The sequence below is a fragment of the Salipiger mangrovisoli genome (assembly GCF_015223355.1).
Classification (GTDB): Bacteria; Pseudomonadota; Alphaproteobacteria; order Rhodobacterales; family Rhodobacteraceae; genus Salipiger; species Salipiger mangrovisoli.
This window is the reverse complement of record NZ_JADFFK010000001.1, coordinates 574175-593284: the sequence shown is the minus strand read 5'-3', so window position 1 is coordinate 593284 and position 19110 is coordinate 574175. Positions and strand designations below refer to the sequence as shown.

14 protein-coding genes are annotated in these 19110 nt (G+C 66.6%); all 14 read right to left on the bottom strand.

Annotation, left to right across the window (positions count from 1 at the left end; translation table 11 throughout):
• Positions 1-389 precede the first annotated feature (389 nt).
• Positions 390-1721 carry a hypothetical protein gene (locus IQ782_RS02950; protein WP_240989035.1) on the bottom strand — a complete coding sequence of 444 codons (1332 nt, stop codon included), beginning with the start codon at positions 1719-1721 and terminating at the stop codon, positions 390-392.
• Positions 1714-1998 carry a hypothetical protein gene (locus tag IQ782_RS02945; protein ID WP_194133092.1) on the bottom strand — a complete coding sequence of 95 codons (285 nt, stop codon included), beginning with the start codon at positions 1996-1998 and terminating at the stop codon, positions 1714-1716. Before IQ782_RS02945 ends, IQ782_RS02950 begins: the two co-directional genes overlap by 8 nt.
• Before the next feature lie 58 nt (positions 1999-2056).
• Complete coding sequence (locus tag IQ782_RS02940) at positions 2057-2431, bottom strand: hypothetical protein (protein ID WP_240989034.1); 375 nt, start codon at positions 2429-2431, stop codon at positions 2057-2059.
• Between the two features lie 78 nt (positions 2432-2509).
• Positions 2510-2824 (bottom strand): ubiquitination-like system serine protease family protein, encoded by a 315-nt coding sequence (locus IQ782_RS02935; protein WP_240989033.1) that lies wholly within the window; start codon positions 2822-2824, stop codon positions 2510-2512.
• Positions 2797-3600, bottom strand: coding sequence for an N-acetylmuramoyl-L-alanine amidase (locus tag IQ782_RS29645; protein WP_240989032.1), 804 nt, complete (start codon positions 3598-3600; stop codon positions 2797-2799). The genes IQ782_RS02935 and IQ782_RS29645 overlap by 28 nt, the downstream gene beginning before the upstream one ends.
• A gap of 388 nt (positions 3601-3988) precedes the next feature.
• Complete coding sequence (locus tag IQ782_RS02925; protein WP_194133091.1) at positions 3989-4408, bottom strand: hypothetical protein; 420 nt, start codon at positions 4406-4408, stop codon at positions 3989-3991.
• 254 nt (positions 4409-4662) lie between these two features.
• Positions 4663-5301: a hypothetical protein gene (locus IQ782_RS02920; protein ID WP_194133090.1), complete on the bottom strand. Its 639-nt coding sequence runs from the start codon at positions 5299-5301 to the stop codon at positions 4663-4665.
• On the bottom strand, positions 5298-5837 hold the full coding sequence (locus IQ782_RS02915) for a DUF4376 domain-containing protein (protein WP_194133089.1): 540 nt from the start codon (positions 5835-5837) through the stop codon (positions 5298-5300). The genes IQ782_RS02920 and IQ782_RS02915 overlap by 4 nt, the downstream gene beginning before the upstream one ends.
• Positions 5838-13781 (bottom strand): host specificity factor TipJ family phage tail protein, encoded by a 7944-nt coding sequence (locus IQ782_RS30145; RefSeq protein ID WP_194133088.1) that lies wholly within the window; start codon positions 13779-13781, stop codon positions 5838-5840.
• Entirely contained in the window at positions 13747-14121 is a 375-nt protein-coding gene (locus IQ782_RS02905) for an NlpC/P60 family protein (RefSeq protein WP_194133087.1), read from the bottom strand. The genes IQ782_RS30145 and IQ782_RS02905 overlap by 35 nt, the downstream gene beginning before the upstream one ends.
• Positions 14122-14124: 3 nt before the next feature.
• The gene (locus IQ782_RS02900; protein WP_194133086.1) at positions 14125-14595 is read right to left on the bottom strand and encodes a DUF1833 family protein; all 471 of its coding nucleotides are present in this window, start codon (positions 14593-14595) and stop codon (positions 14125-14127) included.
• Positions 14592-14945 carry a hypothetical protein gene (locus IQ782_RS02895; RefSeq protein ID WP_194133085.1) on the bottom strand — a complete coding sequence of 118 codons (354 nt, stop codon included), beginning with the start codon at positions 14943-14945 and terminating at the stop codon, positions 14592-14594. Before IQ782_RS02895 ends, IQ782_RS02900 begins: the two co-directional genes overlap by 4 nt.
• Positions 14946-14947: 2 nt before the next feature.
• Entirely contained in the window at positions 14948-18871 is a 3924-nt protein-coding gene (locus IQ782_RS02890) for a phage tail tape measure protein (RefSeq protein ID WP_194133084.1), read from the bottom strand.
• Entirely contained in the window at positions 18868-19026 is a 159-nt protein-coding gene (locus tag IQ782_RS30365; protein ID WP_420832622.1) for a DUF7697 family protein, read from the bottom strand. Before IQ782_RS30365 ends, IQ782_RS02890 begins: the two co-directional genes overlap by 4 nt.
• Positions 19027-19110: the final 84 nt, after the last annotated feature.

Genomic DNA, 19110 nt, shown 5'->3' with positions numbered 1-19110 from the left:
ATGAACTACCCGATCACTCAAGACATGAAAGTCGCCCCTCCTTGGGCGGAGAAGCGAATTGTCCGGGCGCGCTGACACTCGCCACCAGTCTAGCGAACCCGCAGCAGCCGAAGCGCCGGCGGACTTCCTCAAGCGCTTCGGGCAGATCGGGCGCATATCCCTGCCCCACCTGCCCGACTTGGACCACCCATATCCACCGGAGCGCCGGGTCGCTGATGTGCGTGGCATAGACCCGCCCCACCGGCTGCCGATCCTTGTAGACCCTCCAGTCGTTGCCGCCGTCCGTCCTGCCCGCTACCACTGTTCTTCTTCGCGTCCACATGGGGCGCAGATAGGACGTAAGGCGAGCGAGGACCAACTCCACCCGCCGTCATCACGCCCCCATGTCGTCAACCTTCGAGGAGCGCGCGCAGCGCATCCCCGGCATCTCGCCCATTCTGCTGCATCCCATGCGCGTTGTAGTGGGGGTCATCATCACCTGCGAGTTGGTTCCCGTCCTGCGGATGGACCACCGTGAGGCGGTCGATCGCGCTGCTGTGGCCGCTGTCCTTGTCGAACCGGGCGAGCCAGTCCTGCATGTAGATGCCGAAGCCGAGGTTGCCGGAGGTCTGGGCGTTGCGGACCAGTTGGTCGCCGATGTTCCAGAGCACCATCGGGATGTCGCCCACCAGCGCCCGCACGTCCGCGAAGAACTTCGAGTAGACCGGCAGGTGCGCCGAGTCATAGGCATTGACACTGCCCGCGTTGTAGCGGTCGTTGGCGCCCATCGACCAAACCGTACCTACAATCTCATGCGCCGGGCCGAGTGCGTCGACCGCCGCCTTCATCGCGACCAACTCGTTCCACATGCGCCCGCCGGTGGTCGCGACGGCACTGTCGGAGCGCCAGTCCTCCGTGTTCATCAGACCCGAGCCTGGATCGCCCATCGCCATCACCAGGAGGGGCCTGCCCCGCGCTGCGGACCATTCGACCAACCGGCCAGCGACGGCGTGAACCGGGGACATGCGCACGGCTTCCACCGTAACCACCGGCTCGATGCAAGGCTGCGGGACGTGGCGGACGGAGCCAGTATTGCCGTAGATGCCCGTCACGCGAAGGTGCGGCATGTACCAGATGCGGGGATCGAAGGGGGTTTCCCTTTCGGCGCTACCTATATCGACGCCGAATTTCTCCGAGGTCGCATTGGCGCTGTTGCTGTCACCTCCGACGATGATCACGTCGCAGGGCGCAACGCTCGGATCCACGTCTCCGAGGTCATAGATCTCAACGTTGTCGATCTCGAAGGGCACGCCCGTGGTTCCCGGCACGAGTTGCAAGCGAGGGTAACTGTTCACCATCTCCGCAGCCGAGTAGTACTGGAACGCCATCCACTCTTCAGAGAGCGTGCGACCGCTCTTGGAGCCGTTTCCGCCGAGGTTGATCTTGAGGTTGCTGCTGGGGATCACGGCGTCGAACTTGGTGACCGTCGCCCTGCCCGCCTGGGTCGGCGTGTCGAACGCAATCCGCAAATCGTTCGTGCTGGCCCCGAGGCAGACGGCCTTGCCGCCACTCACATCCCAGTTGGTCCGCACATCCATGCCCGATGTGTCGTCGAAGGTGCCTCGCGCGGAGGTAAGCAGGCTCGCCAGGGGGGCGATTGGAGGCAGAACTGTGCTGCCTCGCAACCGCCGGTGCCCGCCGAAGCGGGCACGCCCGAAGCTGGTCAGCGCAACCTTACGCATGGGACACCATCAGGCGGCCGCTGCCGGTCACGCCAACGGCGAACACCCGCACGGCGGCGATGCCAGGGAAGAGATCGGCGAGTGCCTCGTTCAGCACCACGGCACCGGGCGCAAGCTCGAGGCCAGCCGCATCAGCGGCCGGAGGCGTCGCGTCGGCCGCCCCGATGAGGCGCACCGTGTAGCCGGTCTGGTTCTGCACGGTGATTGAGGTCACATCATTGTCGGTCAGCAGCGCGACCTCGTCCGCGTTGACGTCTTTGTTGCCGTGGAAGGCCATGGCGAAACCCTTTCAGAGTGAGCCCCATCAGGGGCGGATGCGGAAAGTCCGAGGCGGATCAGGCCGCCTCGGGGATCTGCACGCCCGCGCGGGCCATGGCCTCGCGGTAGTAGCGCAGCGCGATGCGATCGAGGACGCCATCACCGGGCACCAGCCGCTTGATCGCATCCGGGACGGACTGCTGGGCATGGTAGATGGCATGGGCCTTGATCACCTCGAAGCCCGCGTTCGGCCCTTCGAGCAGCGCGGCCTCGACCCCTGACTTGATCGCCGAATGCAGAGCCTCACGTGCCGCCGCCTCGATCCTGATGCCGGTGAAGGCCTCGACCGCCCCTGCCCCGCGGTTGATGATCAGCATCAGGATGAGGCCGAAGAGACCGACCAGGGCGTTGACCAGCTCGGGGCTGGCGAGAATGCTTTTGAGGAAGTCCATCAAGGTGTCCTTTCGGGAGAGCGACCGCAGCCGCGGAGAGGACCAGCGCCAGGCGCCAGTCTGAAATCGGAAGGAGGATCAGCACGATCGCCAGACACCGGCCTGCAGCCAGCCGTGCCAGTGGCCCTGCCAGTTGACCGAGGGCGCGAGCTCGGGCGCGGCGGTCGAGCCGTTCCAGCACCAGCTCGGCCCGTGCTTCGGCTTGAAGCCGTTGCCGATATTCAGCACCGACTTGTCGCCGCAGCCGCAGGGACAGAAGAAGAGGAAGCTCTGGTCGCCCTTCTCTTCCGGACCGCTGATCCAGAACGAGCCGGGCGCGCGGTCCTGCAGGAAGGCATTGCGGTCGCGGTAGTGGACGGCGCGGGTCATGCGGCCCACCCCATCGGTGCCCATGCCGCATCCTCGACCTTGAAGCCGGGGCAGAGCTTGTTGGCGAATTCGTTGTGCCCGGCGATCCGGCGGATTTGCGTGGCGTTGCAGGCCTTGGCGATCACGCCGCGCATCGCCTCGAGAGTCTCGCGGGTGTAGAAGTCCTCGGGCTTGCCCATGTGGGTCACGGTCTGCACCGGGACCATCGAGTAGCCGAGCGAGCCCGCGTTGTGACCGATGACATGCGCGCCGACCTCGGACCAGGCGCGCCCCTCGATCACCTCGCCATCCGGGAAGATCACCCCGTGATAGCCGATGTCGCGCCAGCCATTGGCTAGGTGCCAGCCGCGCACTTCCTCGAACATCTGCCGGTTGGACTTGCCCTGCCACCAGGTCGCCGTGGTCGCCGTGGTGTGCAGCACAAAGAGGCTGACCAGGTAGCCGGCGCTTCCCTGGAGCACCTGCTTCTCGTGAGAGACCCAGCCGCCCCAGCCGGGCGACACCATGACCTCCTCGACGACCGCGCCTGCGCGTGGCAGCCCCTCGGCATCGACGAGCGCGCGCAGCCCGCGGTCAAGCTCAGGCGTCCAGACCCTACTGACCGGCCCGGCGGCAAGATAGCCGAGGTCGATGATCGCCTCGTGCATCGCCTCGACCGGATCGCCCCAGCGGCCCTCGTGCGCCGCCAGCAGCGCCAGCAGGCCCGCCTCAGTCTTCGGCCCCCAGAGGCCATCTGCGCGCCCGGCCGAAAAGCCGAGCGCATTCGCCCCCGCCTGGAGGGCGTGGATTTCCTGTCGCATTGCGATCTCCATGAAAAAGCCCCGCGCGATGGCGGGGCCTTGCAAAAAGGTAAATTCTCTCTAAGGTTGAAGATCGGCGCGACACTCTCCCTGTGTGGGTCGAGGAGCACCTCCAATGAATTAAGCTGCGCGGCGGTCGCTCACTCGCCCAATGGCAGCAGACAAGGGTGTCGCGCCAGCGCCAAGACTTCAGGGATGGACCTCAATCCCGAGACATTTCGGCCACAGAATGTCACCACTGTTTCCAGCCGGCATACCCTCTGACCTTACCGCGACGTAACCGTGGCAAAGAGCGCGACCACCTCTTCCGCACTAGGCACATTTTGCTCCCGTCCCGAGGGTTGTGCTTTTCAGTGAGGGCTTCCCCGGCCCATCGGTCGCGCTCACCTCACCCCAAGAGCTGGTAAGTCACCCCGTCCGTTCGGTCCGGGACGTGCTTGCCGGAACAGTCATAGTCGAGCACCAGGTAAAGCTCGATCCACCCCGGCAAAAGCCCAGGCGGCGGCACCATCTCGACCCGGAGCTTTTCGAAATCGTTCCCGATCTGTCTTCGGACCCAGCCGGGATGCGGACGCGTCCCAGCAAGGGGTAAGTTGCGGCAATCGGAAACGAGCGGCGTCCAGTCAGTGAGGCGGCAGTTCTTGCCAAGCCGGGTGCGTGCGACGGTCAGCCAGAGCACCACGTTCTCATTGATCGAGTCGGGCGCCTCGACCGGATCGCCCCAGCGGCCCTCGTGCGCCGCCAGCAGCGCGCTCGCTCTTCGGCCCCCAGAGGCCATCTGCGCGCCCGGCCGAGAAGCCGAGTGCATTCGCCCCCGCCTGAAGGGCGTGGATTTCCTGTCGCATTGCGATCTCCATGAAGAAAAGCCCGCGCGATGACGTGAGGAATCGGGAAGAATGTGGTATTGAGGAATCACTCGACGGGCGCGCGACGGCTTCCAGGATGCGCAACGCTGTGGCTGCCGCGGCCGCACTTGTTCCTTGCTGCAAAGCCCGCCCAAGAGCGCGGCCCCAGCGTACCTTCAGCGCAAGGGAGGTTGCGCTACCGATACAGGGGCCGCGCTCACCCCATCAGCTGATAGGTCACGACGTCGGTACGGTCCGGCACGCGGGTGATGACGCGGGTGCCGTCTCTGTCGCTCGAGCATTCATAGTCGAGCACCAGGTAAAGCTCGATCCGCCCCGGCAGGAGCCCCGGCGGCGGCACCATCTCGACCCGGAGCTTTTCGAAGTCGTCCCCGATCTGCCTGCGGACCCCGCCCGGATGCGGACGCGTCCCAGCAAGCGGTACGTTGCGGCTATCCGAGAAGAGCGGCGTCCAGTCGGTGAGGCGGCAGTTCTTGCCAAGCCGGGTGCGTGCGACGGTCAGCCAGAGCACCACGTTCTCACCGATCGAGACGGGCTCTTCGACGTAAGAGAGCCCCTGCGGCTGCCGGATCACCCGATCTTCGCCCGTCGCCCGCCGCACGTCCTCGGCCAGCCCCTCGACCGTCTCGGCGAGGCGCGTCACCGCCCCTTCGGTCGCCAGACCATCTATGCCCAGCTCAGCCTTCACCGTCGCGACGATCCACTCGCGATTGTAGGCATAGAGACCGTAGAGAAAGATCATCATCGCCGGTGTCACAACGGCGATGAGATAGAGAAAGTCGCGCGTGAGACCCGCGCCCGTGCGGACACGCGGCAGAAACTCCTTCAGCATCATGCCGGCCACCGGCTGTCATCCGCGAAGTCCTGCGGGATCGGGTCCATGTCCTTGATTTCGCGCGCCGCGAAGATGTGCGCCTGCTTGTGCTCCATGGCCGCCTGACCGAAGGCGAACATGGTTTGCGCGTCCATCTCGGTCAGCGTGTTGTCCTGCGCGATCCACGAGAACGGCGTTGCGCCGCCGTGCCAGTAGACGTCCCCAACCTGCGCGCCATTCATGATCGCCGAGAGCGCCGCCGTGCTGGCCCCGGCCATGTTCTCGCGGTCCTCGGGCCTGGTCTGATAGGCGACCCCACCGAAGGTGAAGCCGCCGTTGATGCGCCGGTCCCGCTCTGCCGTCACGTCCTCGGCGGTCACCGGCGGGATGACGACCTCCAGCTCCAGCGTGTCGAGATCGACCCGCAGAAGATGGAGGTTCGCGGGCGCGGGGACGTCCCCCAGCTCGACGTAAGCCCCCTCCGGACGTGGCGCGTCCTTTGGAGGCTGCATGGCATAGAGGCCCTGCCCGGTCTCGGTGTCGTAGTAGAGGAGCATTCAATCACCCATCTTGAAAAACTGATACATCAGGGTTCGCGCCGAGTGCGGGGTGGTCAGCACCACAGGCCGTTTAGAGCTGACGAAACAGACCTGTTGATTTTGCGCGCCGGTGATGTAGCCGCCGTTGTCGTTGATCTCGACCTGTCCGAAAGCCACGTCCGCGGCGGCGCTGTCGATGGAGATGATCCAGAGACCAGCGGAGCCGCCGACAACGTTCGGGAACGGGCCATGGTTCGACATGGTGCCCTGCGCCGTCGGCTCCAGCGGAATGACGTCGGCTCGGATCATCTCCTCCTGGGAAACACTATAGCGGACTGCCCCGTTACCACCCCTGCCACCAGGACCGCCGTCACCACCACCGGCACCGATACCTCCGATACCGCCGGAGCCGACCGTGATGGTGATCTTCGGTGTGGTATAGGTGGAGATGTCAAAGCCGGTGATGGTCGTGACCGAACCAGCAGCGCCGCCGGTACCACCACGGGAACCCCCGCCACCTCCGCCGCCACCCGAGCCAAGGCTGCCGACCTGACCACTTCCATCCGGCCAATCCCCATCCCTTCCCCCGGTTGCGAAGAGCGAGGAGTCCCCATAGGTGCCATTCCTGGAACTGCGGCGATAGGTCCGCTCGATGCCTCCAGCTGCGGTCCAGGTCTTCTTCAGCGTGGTGCCGTCATAGAGCTGCACGGTTGTCGTCGTGCCTGCCTTGCCGGTATGGGCAGAGCCGGAAGTGATATTATAATCGTTGCCACCCGCAGAGCCACCACCCCCGCCGCCGACGATCTCCAGGTTCAGCTTGGTGGCCGTCGTGGGCAGGGTGATGGTCTGGCCGGTGGAGACAAGGATTGGCGCCGAGGCTGCGGTCAGGTTGCGGTAGTGCTTGGCGTTGACAATCTCGATGCCCGTGTCTTCGGTCGCCCGGAGGTATTCCGGGTAGCCTGCCCCGTTAGACTGCACGCCCACGTTGAAACCGAAGCCGATGGAACCGCCGCTGTCGGTGCGGCCCATGTAGATGCCGTCGTTGGTGAGGTCTGCCGCGGAGGTCTTGCCCATGGTGAAACCGGCTTGGGCCGCGTCTAGGGCGAGTTGCTCGGTGATTTCGAGATACCGCGCATTCATCTTGTCCGCGCCGATGGCCAGCGCCGAGAGCGATCCGGTTTTGACCGTTGCCCCGTCGATGAAGGTAGACCCACCCGGACTGTAGGGCGTCATCTCCGTGGCATTGGCGGGGACTTCACACAGCATCGGCTTGTGAATGAACATGTAGCTGTTCGTCCCCGACAGCGTGCCGAGCTTGCGAATGTGAATGCGCGCGTAAGCGGCGTTTGCTGGGGCGACCCCGCGAACGACATGGCGCGGCCACTTGTCCGGGTTGGCGCTATCGCTGACTGCCGTAGGGATGTTCGTCGGACCCGCGTAGTTGATGGAGTTCCCCGCCTCATCGAGCCAGTGGATGCGCAACTGCCCCGTGCAACGGTGCGTCGAGCAGTAGATCGTCGCTTCATAGCGTTTGTCAGGCGTTACCTGCGCGCCGAGACCGGAGTCGCCGTCAATGGTATACACAGGGTCGGAAGTGATATCGGCATAGCCATCGGTAGCGGTCCCGCTCTGGTATATGAGGAGCGTGGGGTAGAGCAGACCTGCCCACGTTTGCCCCGGCTCGCGAAGCTGGAACGAGGTTTGCCCCCCCGATCCTCCACTCGCGAAAGTTCTCCAGTCCGAGAAGCCCGCCCAGAAGCCTGTGTTGGTGAGCAGGTTGCCCCCGAAGCCGACCGCGAGTTTCGAGGCCGCGAGCGTCCCATCCGCGATAATGGTGTCCGCGCGAAGCTGGATCGCCGAGCCGCCGGTCCCGTCCGGGTTGGCATAGCTCGTCTGCCGCAGCTCCGAGACGAAGGTGCTGCCGCCGCTGGTGGCGACCACCGCAATGCCCTTGGTCGCCCGCGCCTTGCCGTCCAGCGTGGCGAGCGTCTGGGTGTCTTCGGTCACAGTAGCGGCAGTCTCAAGGTTGCGAATTTCGTCCACCGAGGCCGGGCGAATTTGCATGTAGTGCAGCTTGAGGTGCTTTCGCTCGTTCGGCCCGAGCCCGCTGTTCGGGTAGTTGGCAATGAACCACAGATCGTGGGTGGTAAACGTGCCAGTGAACCCTGCGGGGCGTTTCAGCAGGGCTTGCGCAAACATGGGCGTGCCGGTTTTGAGCGGCCCGTTGATCATGTCCTCAAGCCGTGCAGACGCACGGAACTCGGTGGTCGTCGTGTTCCAGTCCAGCAGGATGCCCGCGCCGCTGATGCCCGTCCCGCCAATGTACGTGAAGCAGACCTCCACCACGTAGGCGTCTTCGTTCTCCGGCCCTTCCCAGCCACCGGACTGCGAAATGAGCACGCCCTCGTTCAGCGAGAAATCGGTGCGGTTGAATTGCAGCGTCTTGCCGACCGGGAAGATGTCGTTGGCAGAGCCTACCAGCGACGGCCCGTTGGCGAAGTTCGCCCAGTCGCCTCCGGCCTCCCCGTAGGTCGAGAAGTAGGGGTCGGGCAGGCAGCTGACCCCCTGCCCCGCAAGGCGGGCAGTGATCGACTGGTACAGAGCCGCAGCAACCGCACGGCCGTCAGCATCGGACGCGCTGGCGGCAGCGGCTTGGCTGTAGGTCAGCGCCTCGCCCGCCTTGGTCGTGGCGAGCCCCGCTTGCGTGGTTGCGGTATTCGCCTGCTGCCCGGCGGTGGTTGCCGACGATGCCGCCGTAGTGGCCGACGATGCCGCAGCCGTAGCCGAGACGTCCGCATTGAACTCCTCGGTAACGTCCACACACCGGAAGTCCCACAGGTTGATGAGGTCGCCCGCCGCCTGCCCGTTCAGGTCGATGCCGGGGGCGATCCAAGAGGTATCACTGGTGACAACAACGTCCAGCTCATAGAACTTCCAAGTGGACGCTGCGTCGAAGTAGGTGGCGGGGGCGGTATAAAACGCGACGGCAGTGCCGGAAAGGTTCTCCCCCCGCATGGCGAAGCGCGCGGTGCCCTGCGTCTGATTGCCGGTATAGACCCAACCACTGAACCGATAACGACGGTCCTTGAAATTGCCGGTGTAGACCGGATCGACCATCGCACCGTCGGTCATCTTGAGGCTTTTCGACCCAGCCGGGGCCGCGCTGGGGGAGCCAGCCCCAACGGTCACAGAGCCGTTCCAGAACTCCGGGTTAGCGCCAGCCGCGTATTCGTCACCGTTCGGCTCGTAGATCATGTTCCGGGTAGACGCCGCGCGCTTGGTGACGGCCGCAAGGCGGCTGTATTCCGCCGCTTCGTTGCTCGCCCCCGCCGCAGCGGCTGCGCTGGACGACGCCTGCCCAGCAGCGGTCGAAGCATCCCCGGCGCTGGTGCTGGCATTGGTCTCGGACGTGCTGGCCGCGCTGGCCGCCTGAGTAGCCCCGGACGCGCTCGCGGCGGCATCCTCTGCGCTGCCCGCTGCTGCCGTGGCCGCGTTGGTCGCTTTAAGCTCCTCGGTCACATCCTCCACGGAGATGTAGACCACCTCCAAGGTGCCGCTGCCCGTGTAGGTGGCAGGCGCAAAGACGAAGCCCCTGATCCACGGCGTCAGCGAGGAAACAGCTACCTCGGTCCATTCGTGCACGAACTCTTGCCACTGCCCGGAGGCATCGAAGGTCACCGACACGTTACCGACGGCACCCCCGTCCGTGAAGTCGGCCTTGATGCGACGGAACTGTAGGGACATAGGCCCAACCAATGCCCCGGTGCCGGTGTACCGCGCCTTGACGCGCATGCGGTAGGTGCGGCCCGTGCCGTTGCGCAGGAGGTAGCGAGGCACGAGGTGCCGGTTAGCCAACGGGGGCACCGAGATGGTGGCGGCCCGGCCCTCGGTCGTGTCTACGTAAGTCCAGTCGCCCGACATGCCTTCCGGGGTCAGCGGATCGCCGATGATGATGTTGGTGTAGTACGTCCCGTCCTCGTTGAAGTCCGTCACGTGCGCGTTAAGCGCCACGGTGCTGACCGCCACGCCCTGCGCTGCCTGCGCAGCCACGCTGGACAGCCCCGCAGCGGAGGCGCTGACCGCCGCCTCGTCCCGGTAGGTCTCGGCATCCCCCGCCGCCGTGCTTGCCGTGTTGGCGCTGCCCAACGCCGCGCTGGCGGAATCCCCTGCCTCAGTCGAGCTAGTGGCCGCTGCGGTCGCACTGGTGCTGGCCGCAGACGCGCTGCCCTGCGCGTTGGTTGCCGACTGCTCGGCGGCGTCTGCCGCCTGGGTTGCTGCCACCTGATCAGCCGCCGCACTGGTGCTGGCTGCCTGCGCGTCGTCTCTCGCCTGCTCGGCCACGCCCACAGCATCGCCAATGGTGCCATACCCTTGCAGAAGGTCACCCACCTGAGCGTCGAGGCTCTCTTGCACCTGGGTCGCGTGCTGATCGGCCGATTCGGCGTCGGCGAGGGCTTTGTTGGCGGCAGCCGTCGCCGCGTCCAGCTCCGCCGTGAGCGCGTCATCGAGATCATTCCGCTCGAGACGCACATCGGGTGCGGTGACGTCGAGCCAGTCTGCCCAGGTTCTCTGGTCGGAGGCGCCCGTCACGAAGCTCGGCCTGATCTGATACGCGACGCCCGGCACGAGACCATCGGAGATCAGCACGCTGCCCTCGGAGGCCTCGGCGAAGAGCCCACGCTGCACCAGCGCGCCAGTTGCAGCAATGCGCAACTGCCAGGTCACGCGAAGCATCTTGTTCGACGGAACCGGCCAGCTCAGCAGGATGCCGGGGCGGCGGGCGCTTCCTGCAGCATCGGGGATCTCGAAAGGCGCGGCGCTGGCTGCGATGAGCGGCGGCGCGGGCGGGGCCATGGTGGCGGTGATCACGCCAGCCGAAACCCAACCGCGCGTCTTGCCATCAGCTCCAACCGAGCTCACCTCGACGCGGTAGCTTTCGCCCTCCTCGAGCGCGCCCGTCAGCAGGGTGTACTCGCCCGCCGAGACCTTTTCGCCGTAGGCCCAGACCGCCTCGGCTTCCGCGTCGGACCAGCGAAGCTGCAAGGTCACCCCCTCGGCCGCCGCGCCCGTGACGAAGGGCGCGAGCTGCACCGCGATGCGCGGACGCACCGAGAGGTCAGGCAGCACCAGCTGTGTCAGATTCGAGGAGTAGGCCGAGATCACCACCGGCGCCACCGGCAGACCGACCGAGGCCGGATCGCGCGGCTCGGTGATCACCGGGTCATAAGGCGGGATCACCCCGCTGTCAGCATCGAGGACCTCGAGGGCGGCATCGACAAGAACCAGCTCCGCACCGTCCTCGGTATTGGGGCGAATGGCACTCACCAGCATTTCGGCGCTCCGCTGGGCCACCTCTTCGACAATCGCAAGATCGCCCGGTGTCACATCGGCCGCCGCGATGCCCGAGCCCGAAGCAACGGTCCAAAGCCGGGTCGTGGGATCGGCCGGCGCCGTTGCCGTGAAGATTGCCTCACCGGCAACCGTGCGCACCGTCAGCCGAAACTCCCCGCTCGTGCCATAGAGGCAATCATCGAGGGTGATCGACGCGAGGCTACCGGAGCCGTCCTGGCCGACTGCCTTGATGCGCCCCTGCCCCACGCCGATCAGCGCGGCGTCATGCACCAGGCGGACCTTGTCTCCGCGCGTGACGCGAAGATGCTCCCAACCCGTCTGCAGCGTGTAGGTCGCTGGTCGATGCAGCGCAGCCGCGAGGTGGTAGCGCGCGAGCCGGAAGGCGTTGCCCTCATCCTCACTCTCGGCCGTGACAACGACGCCGGGAAGCTCGAGCGTTTCGAGCTCGCTCGCGGTCTTCCGCGTGTAGCCATCCATCAGAACGAGGATCTCGTCTTCCTGCCACTCGAGCCGCTCGCTGCGGACCTTGACCCGGAAGCCGTGGATTTCGCGCGGGAAGCGGTGCTCGGCCTTGAAGCCCCAACTGTTGCGCGGCGTGAAGACCTGGCGCACCGGGTGCGCAGCGCTCTCCCGGATCACCGACCACTTGAGATCGGTAAGCGTGCGCTTGGCGCGGCCCGAGGCGGCGATCACGTCGAGAACATCCGCGACCTGCGTGGGCGTGTCGATGACATAGTCGCAGGTCCAATGCGGCTCTTGCTCCGCCCAGGCACGGAACGCCTCGAGGTCAATGCGCGAGGCCGGCACCGGGCGGCGCAGGTGCGGCCCACGCAACGCCTGCAGGAAGGCCCAGGCCGGATGCCGGATCGGCTGGGGCTCGGTCCAGGCCGAGCCATCCCACATCGGCGCGAGTTGCTGGACGATCGCATTGAGGCTGTCGATCTGGCCGTTGAGCTGCTCACTCGCCTTGATGCGGAAGGCAACCTCGGCAACCCCCTCGTGGCTCGGCAAATCCCCGTCGCCGAATGAGCGGATCGCCGTCAGCGTTGCGGTGTTCACGTCGCCGGGGTCTTCGTCGATCAGCCACCGACGGGTAACACGGATGGCGTATTCGCCCGGCGCCGGAAAGCTGATGTGCTTCGTCCAGCGGAAAAGCGTGGTGGCCTTCGCGTGGATATTGTCGATCCCGAGATCGATCCAATCCGCCTCGCCGAGCCCCCCTTCGGTGCTCTGGTACTCGAACTGAAAGTCGGTCCCGTGGCCCGAGACCTTTCCGCTGCTGCGGGTCTTGTAGAGACCCTGCGGAAAGGTCAGGTCGATCGCCGCGCTGGTGGTCTCAAGCCTGGTGTATTTCACGACGGGGTCATTGTGTTGCGGCACGTCCGAATAGCCGTCTTCGGTCACGTCCTGCGCGTAAAGTCGCATGGTCTCGCTGCCCTTGCGCCAGCCCGCGCTCGGCGCCTGGTAGACCGCCGACGCCGCGGTGACCGTGACGCCCTCGCTCGATTTCCGGCGCAGCGCAGAGCCGGGCACCGCGGGGGCCTCGGTCGCCGCCGCGATCCGCACCCGCCAGCTACGCTGCACCCCATCGGAGAACGCGCCCGCCGAGAAGGTGACGGTGCCGGTGATACCGGGATAGGTCGCCACGGCGGACCACGCGCCGCCACCTTCGGAGACCTCGACCACGACATCGAGGCTCGCGTAATAGGCGAGCGGGCTCGGGGTAATTGTCAGGCTCGCGCTTTTTGCCAGCCCGCCCGGCGCGAAGACATAGCCCTCACTGCCCGGTGCGACGAAGGCCTTGGGCGTCTGCGCCTCCTCGGTGCGTGTGATCACCAGGTCCGCGAGCTGCGGCATCGCCGCCAGCGTCCGGTCCCGATCGACATTCAGGAACTCGAGCTCGACCCCGTCGTACTCCCAGATCGGCGTCGTGCCGATGCGCAAATCTTCGAGCGCGACCGGCCCGTATCCGAAGGTCATGCGCCCGCGATAGAAGATCGATCGCCCGACGGTTTCCGAATAGCCGCTGGCGGTCAGCGACGGGAACATGCGGTGCCGGCCGATCACATAGGGGAAGGAGCCATAGCGATTGGCGACATTCGCCACGCCGGTGATCGCAAAGTTCTGCGGGCCCGCGCCGGTGCCGCCCTGCTGGGCGGGCGGAATGAGCGCGTTGATCGTCAACGCCCCCACGACGGTGATCGCGGCGACCGTGAGCGCGTAATACATCCCTGTCAGCTTCAGCGCCGTGGCGGCGTAGGCCGCTGCATGCGGAAGCGCCGCCGAGGCGATCAGCGCCAACGTGCCGGGCTCTCCCATGGGAAAAGCGATCTCGACCCGCGTGCCGGATTTGGGGCGCACCTTGCGCCACATGTTGAGCGGCACCACGTCGATGCGGTCCCCGCGCAGCAGGATCACGGTCGGGAAGGTGCCGAAGCGGGCGCAGTCGATATTCGACAGCGCGACGATCTCGGCCACGGTCGCACCGATCGGGGCGCGCGTGATCTCCCACTCGGTGCGCGCGCACGGGTGGTGCTCGATCGAAACCTCGATGCCGTCAGCGTGGGTCAGGTGGTCAAGCAAGGCGATATATCCCTTCGAGCTTTCCAAGCCAGCGCATCCCGCGCCAGCGCTCCACACGGCTGCCCCCAAAGGCGTCGATGTGGATCATGTCTTGATTGTCGAGAGCAAAGCCCACGTGCAGCGGGCGGCCGGCGGAAAGAAAAAGCAGCAGGTCCCCCTCAGCGGCGGCGGTCACCCGCGCGAAGCGGGAACGATAGCGGTCCACAGTGCCGCGCCGGAGGGCGTCCCCCATACGGCACTCCGGGTCCGGCACCTCGCGCCCGAAGCGCGCGCGCTGCAGGGCGAGCCAGAGACCGAGGCAGTCATAGGCGCCCGGCCCCCGGCCGAGCTCGGCATAGGGCAGGCCAATCCAGTCATCCGTCCACATGGATCAGAAGAGCGCCGGGGTGGTCCCAGGTGTCATCGTCAGGTACCCGAAAGCCTCTTCCAGGATCGGCTCGATCGTCATGACGCCGGAAAGGGTCTGTTCGTCGTATTCGATGCCCGAGATTTCGACCTCGAAGGGCCCGATCTCGACCACGCCCGGCACGGCGGGCTGGACATAGACCACCGTCCCGCGCACCACGCCGGAGACCCGCCGGAAGTACCACATGATCTCGCGGACCACGTTCTGCGCGGTCCAGCGCAGGATCGGCAGCCCTTCGTCCTCATCGTCGGGCAGGCTCAGCTCCATCGGGAAAGGCACATAGGTCTCGCCGCCATGCGATACGGGCTCGGCGTTGCGCGCGAGGCAGACGGGCATCTCCCAATCGACGTGCTCGAGCTTGACCAGCGGCACCAGCACGGCGCCGTTTGAATCCGCATACATCTCGGCGAGAAGCTGATCGCTCAAAGGCCTCATGGCATGATCTCCAACTTGGCCGAGACGCTCACTCCGAGCTTGTTCGGCCTGATCTTGTATTCGCCGGCGAAGGCGTAGACGCGCGCCTCGCCGGTGAGCGGATCGACCGCATCGAAGGCAAGCGAGCCAAGCCGCAGATCGTCGCGATAGAAGGCTTCGAACTCGGCGAGCTGAGCGAGCGTCATGTAGGAGATTGCCCCGGAGAACGGCCGCGAGGCGGCGGTGGTGCGCAGGCGCCGTTGCGCGGGGCCGACGCTCGGCTGCGTGCGCAGGATGTGCCCGGTCGGACCGCTGAGTTCGTACGCGCTGCGTCCCGAAAAGAACGGCAGACTGCTGGGCCAGCTCGGCATGCTTACCACCCCCTCGGCGGTTTCTTGAGATTGAATCGGTTTTGCAGCGCGGCATCCGCCCCGCCGGAGGAGATCATGTCGCTGACTGCCCGGCGCAGATCGAGCGAGAGGTTGCCCGCACCGTCCCGCCGCTGCTCGACCTCGACCCCCGCAAAGTTGTTCACGACGACATCGCCCTGGCGCAGCGTGACGCCGCCAGAGCCGCCCGTGGAGGTGCCCGGCATCGCCCCACCTTCCGCGAACTTTGGCACCTCCCGCCTGCGGAGCGCTTCCATGAATTCGAGCCCGTAGTAGTCCACCGCCGCGGCAGGCTGCATGAACTCGCCCCGCGAGCCCCAGAAAAGCAGGTTGTCCTGCTTCTTGCTGCCGGGGCCCTGCAGCATGCCGACCGCACGCGGAACGCTCTGGAAGCCGCCACCCCCCGCGCGGCGCGGCAGAGGTCCGCCGGTCGAATAAAGACCGCCCGAGACCATTGCACCGGCGCTGCCGGTATAGCCGGAGGTCGCACCGGCACCGGACAGGGTCAGCGTGCCACCCGGCCCGATTGCGCCGAAGGCCTGATCCATCAGCAGGGCGAGCTGCTGCCAGACCGGATCGAGGGCGAGCTCCCAGAGCTTGTCGAGCAGGTAGGTCTGGAAGTCGTCGATAAAGCCGGTCCAGCCGTTGCCGCCGGGCTTGAGGTTGTCAAAGAGCCGCGACATTTCCTGCCGATACTCATCGATCCGCTGAGTGCGATCCTGATCCTCGTCGCCGGAAGTTTCCCGCCGCTTGCCGGCTTCGTCCCGCGCCGCCATCAGCTTGCCGTAGGCCTCGGCCTGCTCGTTGATCACGTCGACCAGCTTGCGCCCGTCCTCGGTGAGCGTGGTCTCTGCATCGATCCCGGCTTCCTTGGCCCGCCGCAGGGCCTCGGCCTGGTAGGTGAGCCGCGCCTGCGCCTCGACGCTCTGGCCTGCCAGCTCAGCCTCAAGCCGGAGCTGCTCGAGCTGCTCCGCACCGGCGTCGACAACCTTTTTCAGGGCATCGGCGCGCGCGAGCGCAGCCTCTGCCGAGCTGGTGCTGCCGAAAGCCGCGGCCTCTTCAAGGCGGCGCTTTTCGTTGATGCCATTGTTGTGCTTGGCAAGCCCGCCGATCGCATCGGCGACCTCCTGAGAGGTGCCGCCGCGCAGCGCCGAGACAACGCCGCCAAGATCACCGCCCGCACGGAACTCGCCCGTGCCGTAGTTGTGCAGCAGCGACGCAAGGCTGCCCTTCCGATCGTCCGAAAGCACAGCGAATGCGGTCTCGCCAATCTGCGCGGTGATGGCGTCGAAATAGTCCCGAATCCGCCGATCAAGATCGAGCTCGGCCTGTGCGCGCGTGATCGTCATGCCCTCAGCGACCCGATGCGCGTTGCCATCCGGCGTCGTGTAGGTGTCCGAGCCGTAGCCTGCGCGCCAACCGCTGTTGTAGCGTTTGCCGTTCTTGTAGGACCAGTCGGGATACGCGTCGGGCCGGAAGTCCTCTTTTTCGCGGATCAGCTTCTTGGCCGCATCGATCCCTGATTTAAGGTTCGTTTCCGCGTTCGCGAGCCTCTCCACCTCATCGGCCGCTTCGCGCGCACTTTCCGCCGCCGCATCGAACGGGCGCTGGTTGGCGATGCTCTCGTGCAAACCCTCGATCTCGCCGAGCTGCTCGGACAGCTCCTTTTGCTTCGTTTCAACCTCGACCAGCCCCGCGACGTTCTCGCGGAATCCTTCGAGCTGCTCGGAGCGCACCTGCTGGCCGGCGACCACCGCCTCGTTCATCGCGCGCATGAGCGCCTCGAAAGCCCGACGCAGATCAGCTTCGCTGTCTGCCTTGGAGAGCGCCGCCAGTTCCTCGCCGAAAAGACCGGTCCGCTCGGCAAGCTCGGTGACGGCCGACAGGGTCTCGCTGCCACCGATCGGCCCGCCCGAGCCGAGCAGTTCGGCCATGGCGTTTGAGGCCTGCTCAATGGCGGGGCCCACCGCCTGCACCCGCTCGAAGGCAGCCGCAAACTCACCGGCCGCGATCTCCATCTTGCCGGCCTGCTCGGACATCTTCGCAAGCTGCGCCAGGTAGCGATTGCTTGGTGTTCCGCCGCCAATTGTCCCCGTCTGCAGCCCGCCGCCGAGCGCGGCGCGGTAGCGCGCGGCGAAATCATCAAAGCCGTCGCTGTCGAGCAGCGACTCGCCCATGGCCCTCTGTGCTTCCTCGAGCTCGCGGCCGATGTCGGCCACTGCCTGCACCAGCGCCGCGCGGGACTGGGTCAGCATCTGCTGGGTGGTCTCGCTGACCTTGCCGCCTAGCTTCGCCTGTTCGTCGGCCGCGCGCTTGCTGGCGTCCTGGTAGGCCAGCAGCGCATCGGCCGCCTTCTGCGCCGAGGTCTCGGCGCGGCCGATCGCGTCAGCCGCGGTGTCGGTGTCGATGCCCAGCGAAATCAGCGAGGCGGCCGTCAGAGCCAGCGACAGCGGCCCGCCCAGGGTTCCCATCAGCAGGCGCCCGGCGAGCCCGAGGCGGGTCAGCGGCCCGACGGCGCGGCTTGCCGCGGTGCCGACGCCTGCCGTCGCCCCGGCGATCTCGATCAGGGAGGCACGCATGGCGACCCCCTTGGCGATCGCCAGCGTCATCCCCTTACCGACGAGGAAAACCGTGAGCGCCTGCGCGACCCGCTCCACGACTTCCTGCACGTCGTCGAAATTATCGGTGAGGAAGCGCAGCGCGTCGGTCAGCCGGCGCACCGCTTCCTCGGCGATCTCGAGCCCGCCGCTCTGCGCCGATTGCAGCTGCAGGGCCTCCCAGGCCGAGGCGAGCTCCTTCAGCGCGCCGTCGAGACCGCGCAGCCTGACCGCGGCCTGCTCCTCGGCCGAGACTTCCGAGATCGCGGAGGCAAGCTCGCGGAAGCCCTCGGCGCCAGTCTTTGCCAGCGCCGTCGCGGTCCGGATGGCATCGGTCCCGAAGATCGTCTTGAGCGCTTCGTTGCGCGCCTCATCCGACAGACCGGCAAGACCCTCCTGCAGTTCCCCGGCGATCTCCGCCATGGTCTTCATGTTGCCGCGCGTGTCGAAGAATTCGAGGCCAAGCTCCTGCATCGCCGCCGCGGCCTGCTTGCTCTCCGGCGTGAGGCGCTGGACGAAGGTCTTGAACGACGTCCCGGCGTCCTGGCCGGACGAGAAGTTCGAGGCGGTCGCAGAGAGCGAGGTCAGGAAGTCGGTGAGCTCGACCCCGGCCGTGCCGGCGACACCGCCGGCCTGGCCGATCGCGAGGCGCAGATCGTCGAAGCCGAACTTCGAGGTGAAGGCCGCCCCGGTGACGCGATCGACCACGTCGGGCAGCGCCGCCGCCTCGAGGCTGAACTGCGCCATGAGGTCGGTGACCAGGTCGGCCGACGGGGCGAGCTCCGCACCGAGGGCGCTCGCCAGGGACAGCGAGGCGTCGAGCGCGCCGCCGAGAATATTGGAGACCGCGACGCCGTTCTTCGCCAGCACCTCGATCGCCTCGGCCGCCTGCATCGCGGTGAAGGCGGTCGTGCCGCCAAGCCGCTTGGCCGCCGCCTCGAGGCTGGCGGTCTCTTGAACGCTGGCAGCCGTCGCTGCCTGCACACGCTGCATCATCGCCTGGAACTGCCGCCCGACATCGAGCGCGCCCTTGCCGAAGGCGACCAGGCCACCGGCGATCGCCGTTGTGCCCATGTAGCGGGCAAGGCGTTGAAGCGCCGGCAGCTCCGCCGCGACGGACAGCAGCGAGCCCTTGAGCTGCCGCGCCGCGAGATCGGTCTCGCGGAGCCCCGCACCGGCCGGGCGCGCCGCATTGTGGATCAGGCGCAGGCTGCGCTCACCACTGGCGCCGAGGGAGCGCAGGTCCGCCTCGAGCTGCTGCTTGCCAGCCGCGGAGAAGCGGATCGAGTACTGGCGTTCCGTTCGGCTCATTCGCTCTTGTCCTCACGCTGTAGCGCCGCGGCCTCGAGAAGCCCGGCTTCCCAGCGCGGCAAAAGCAGCGCTGCAATATCTTCGGAAACGCGGCGCGCCTTCAGGAGCGCGAGGCAGGCGGGCATGTCGAGCCCGGCGTAGCCGCCGGGACCGATCCGCCGCTGGTGGAAGAGCTCGAGCCCCGCCGAGGCAATGGCACGTCCCTCGATCGAGCGTGGCAGATGGGTGTCTTCGGGGCA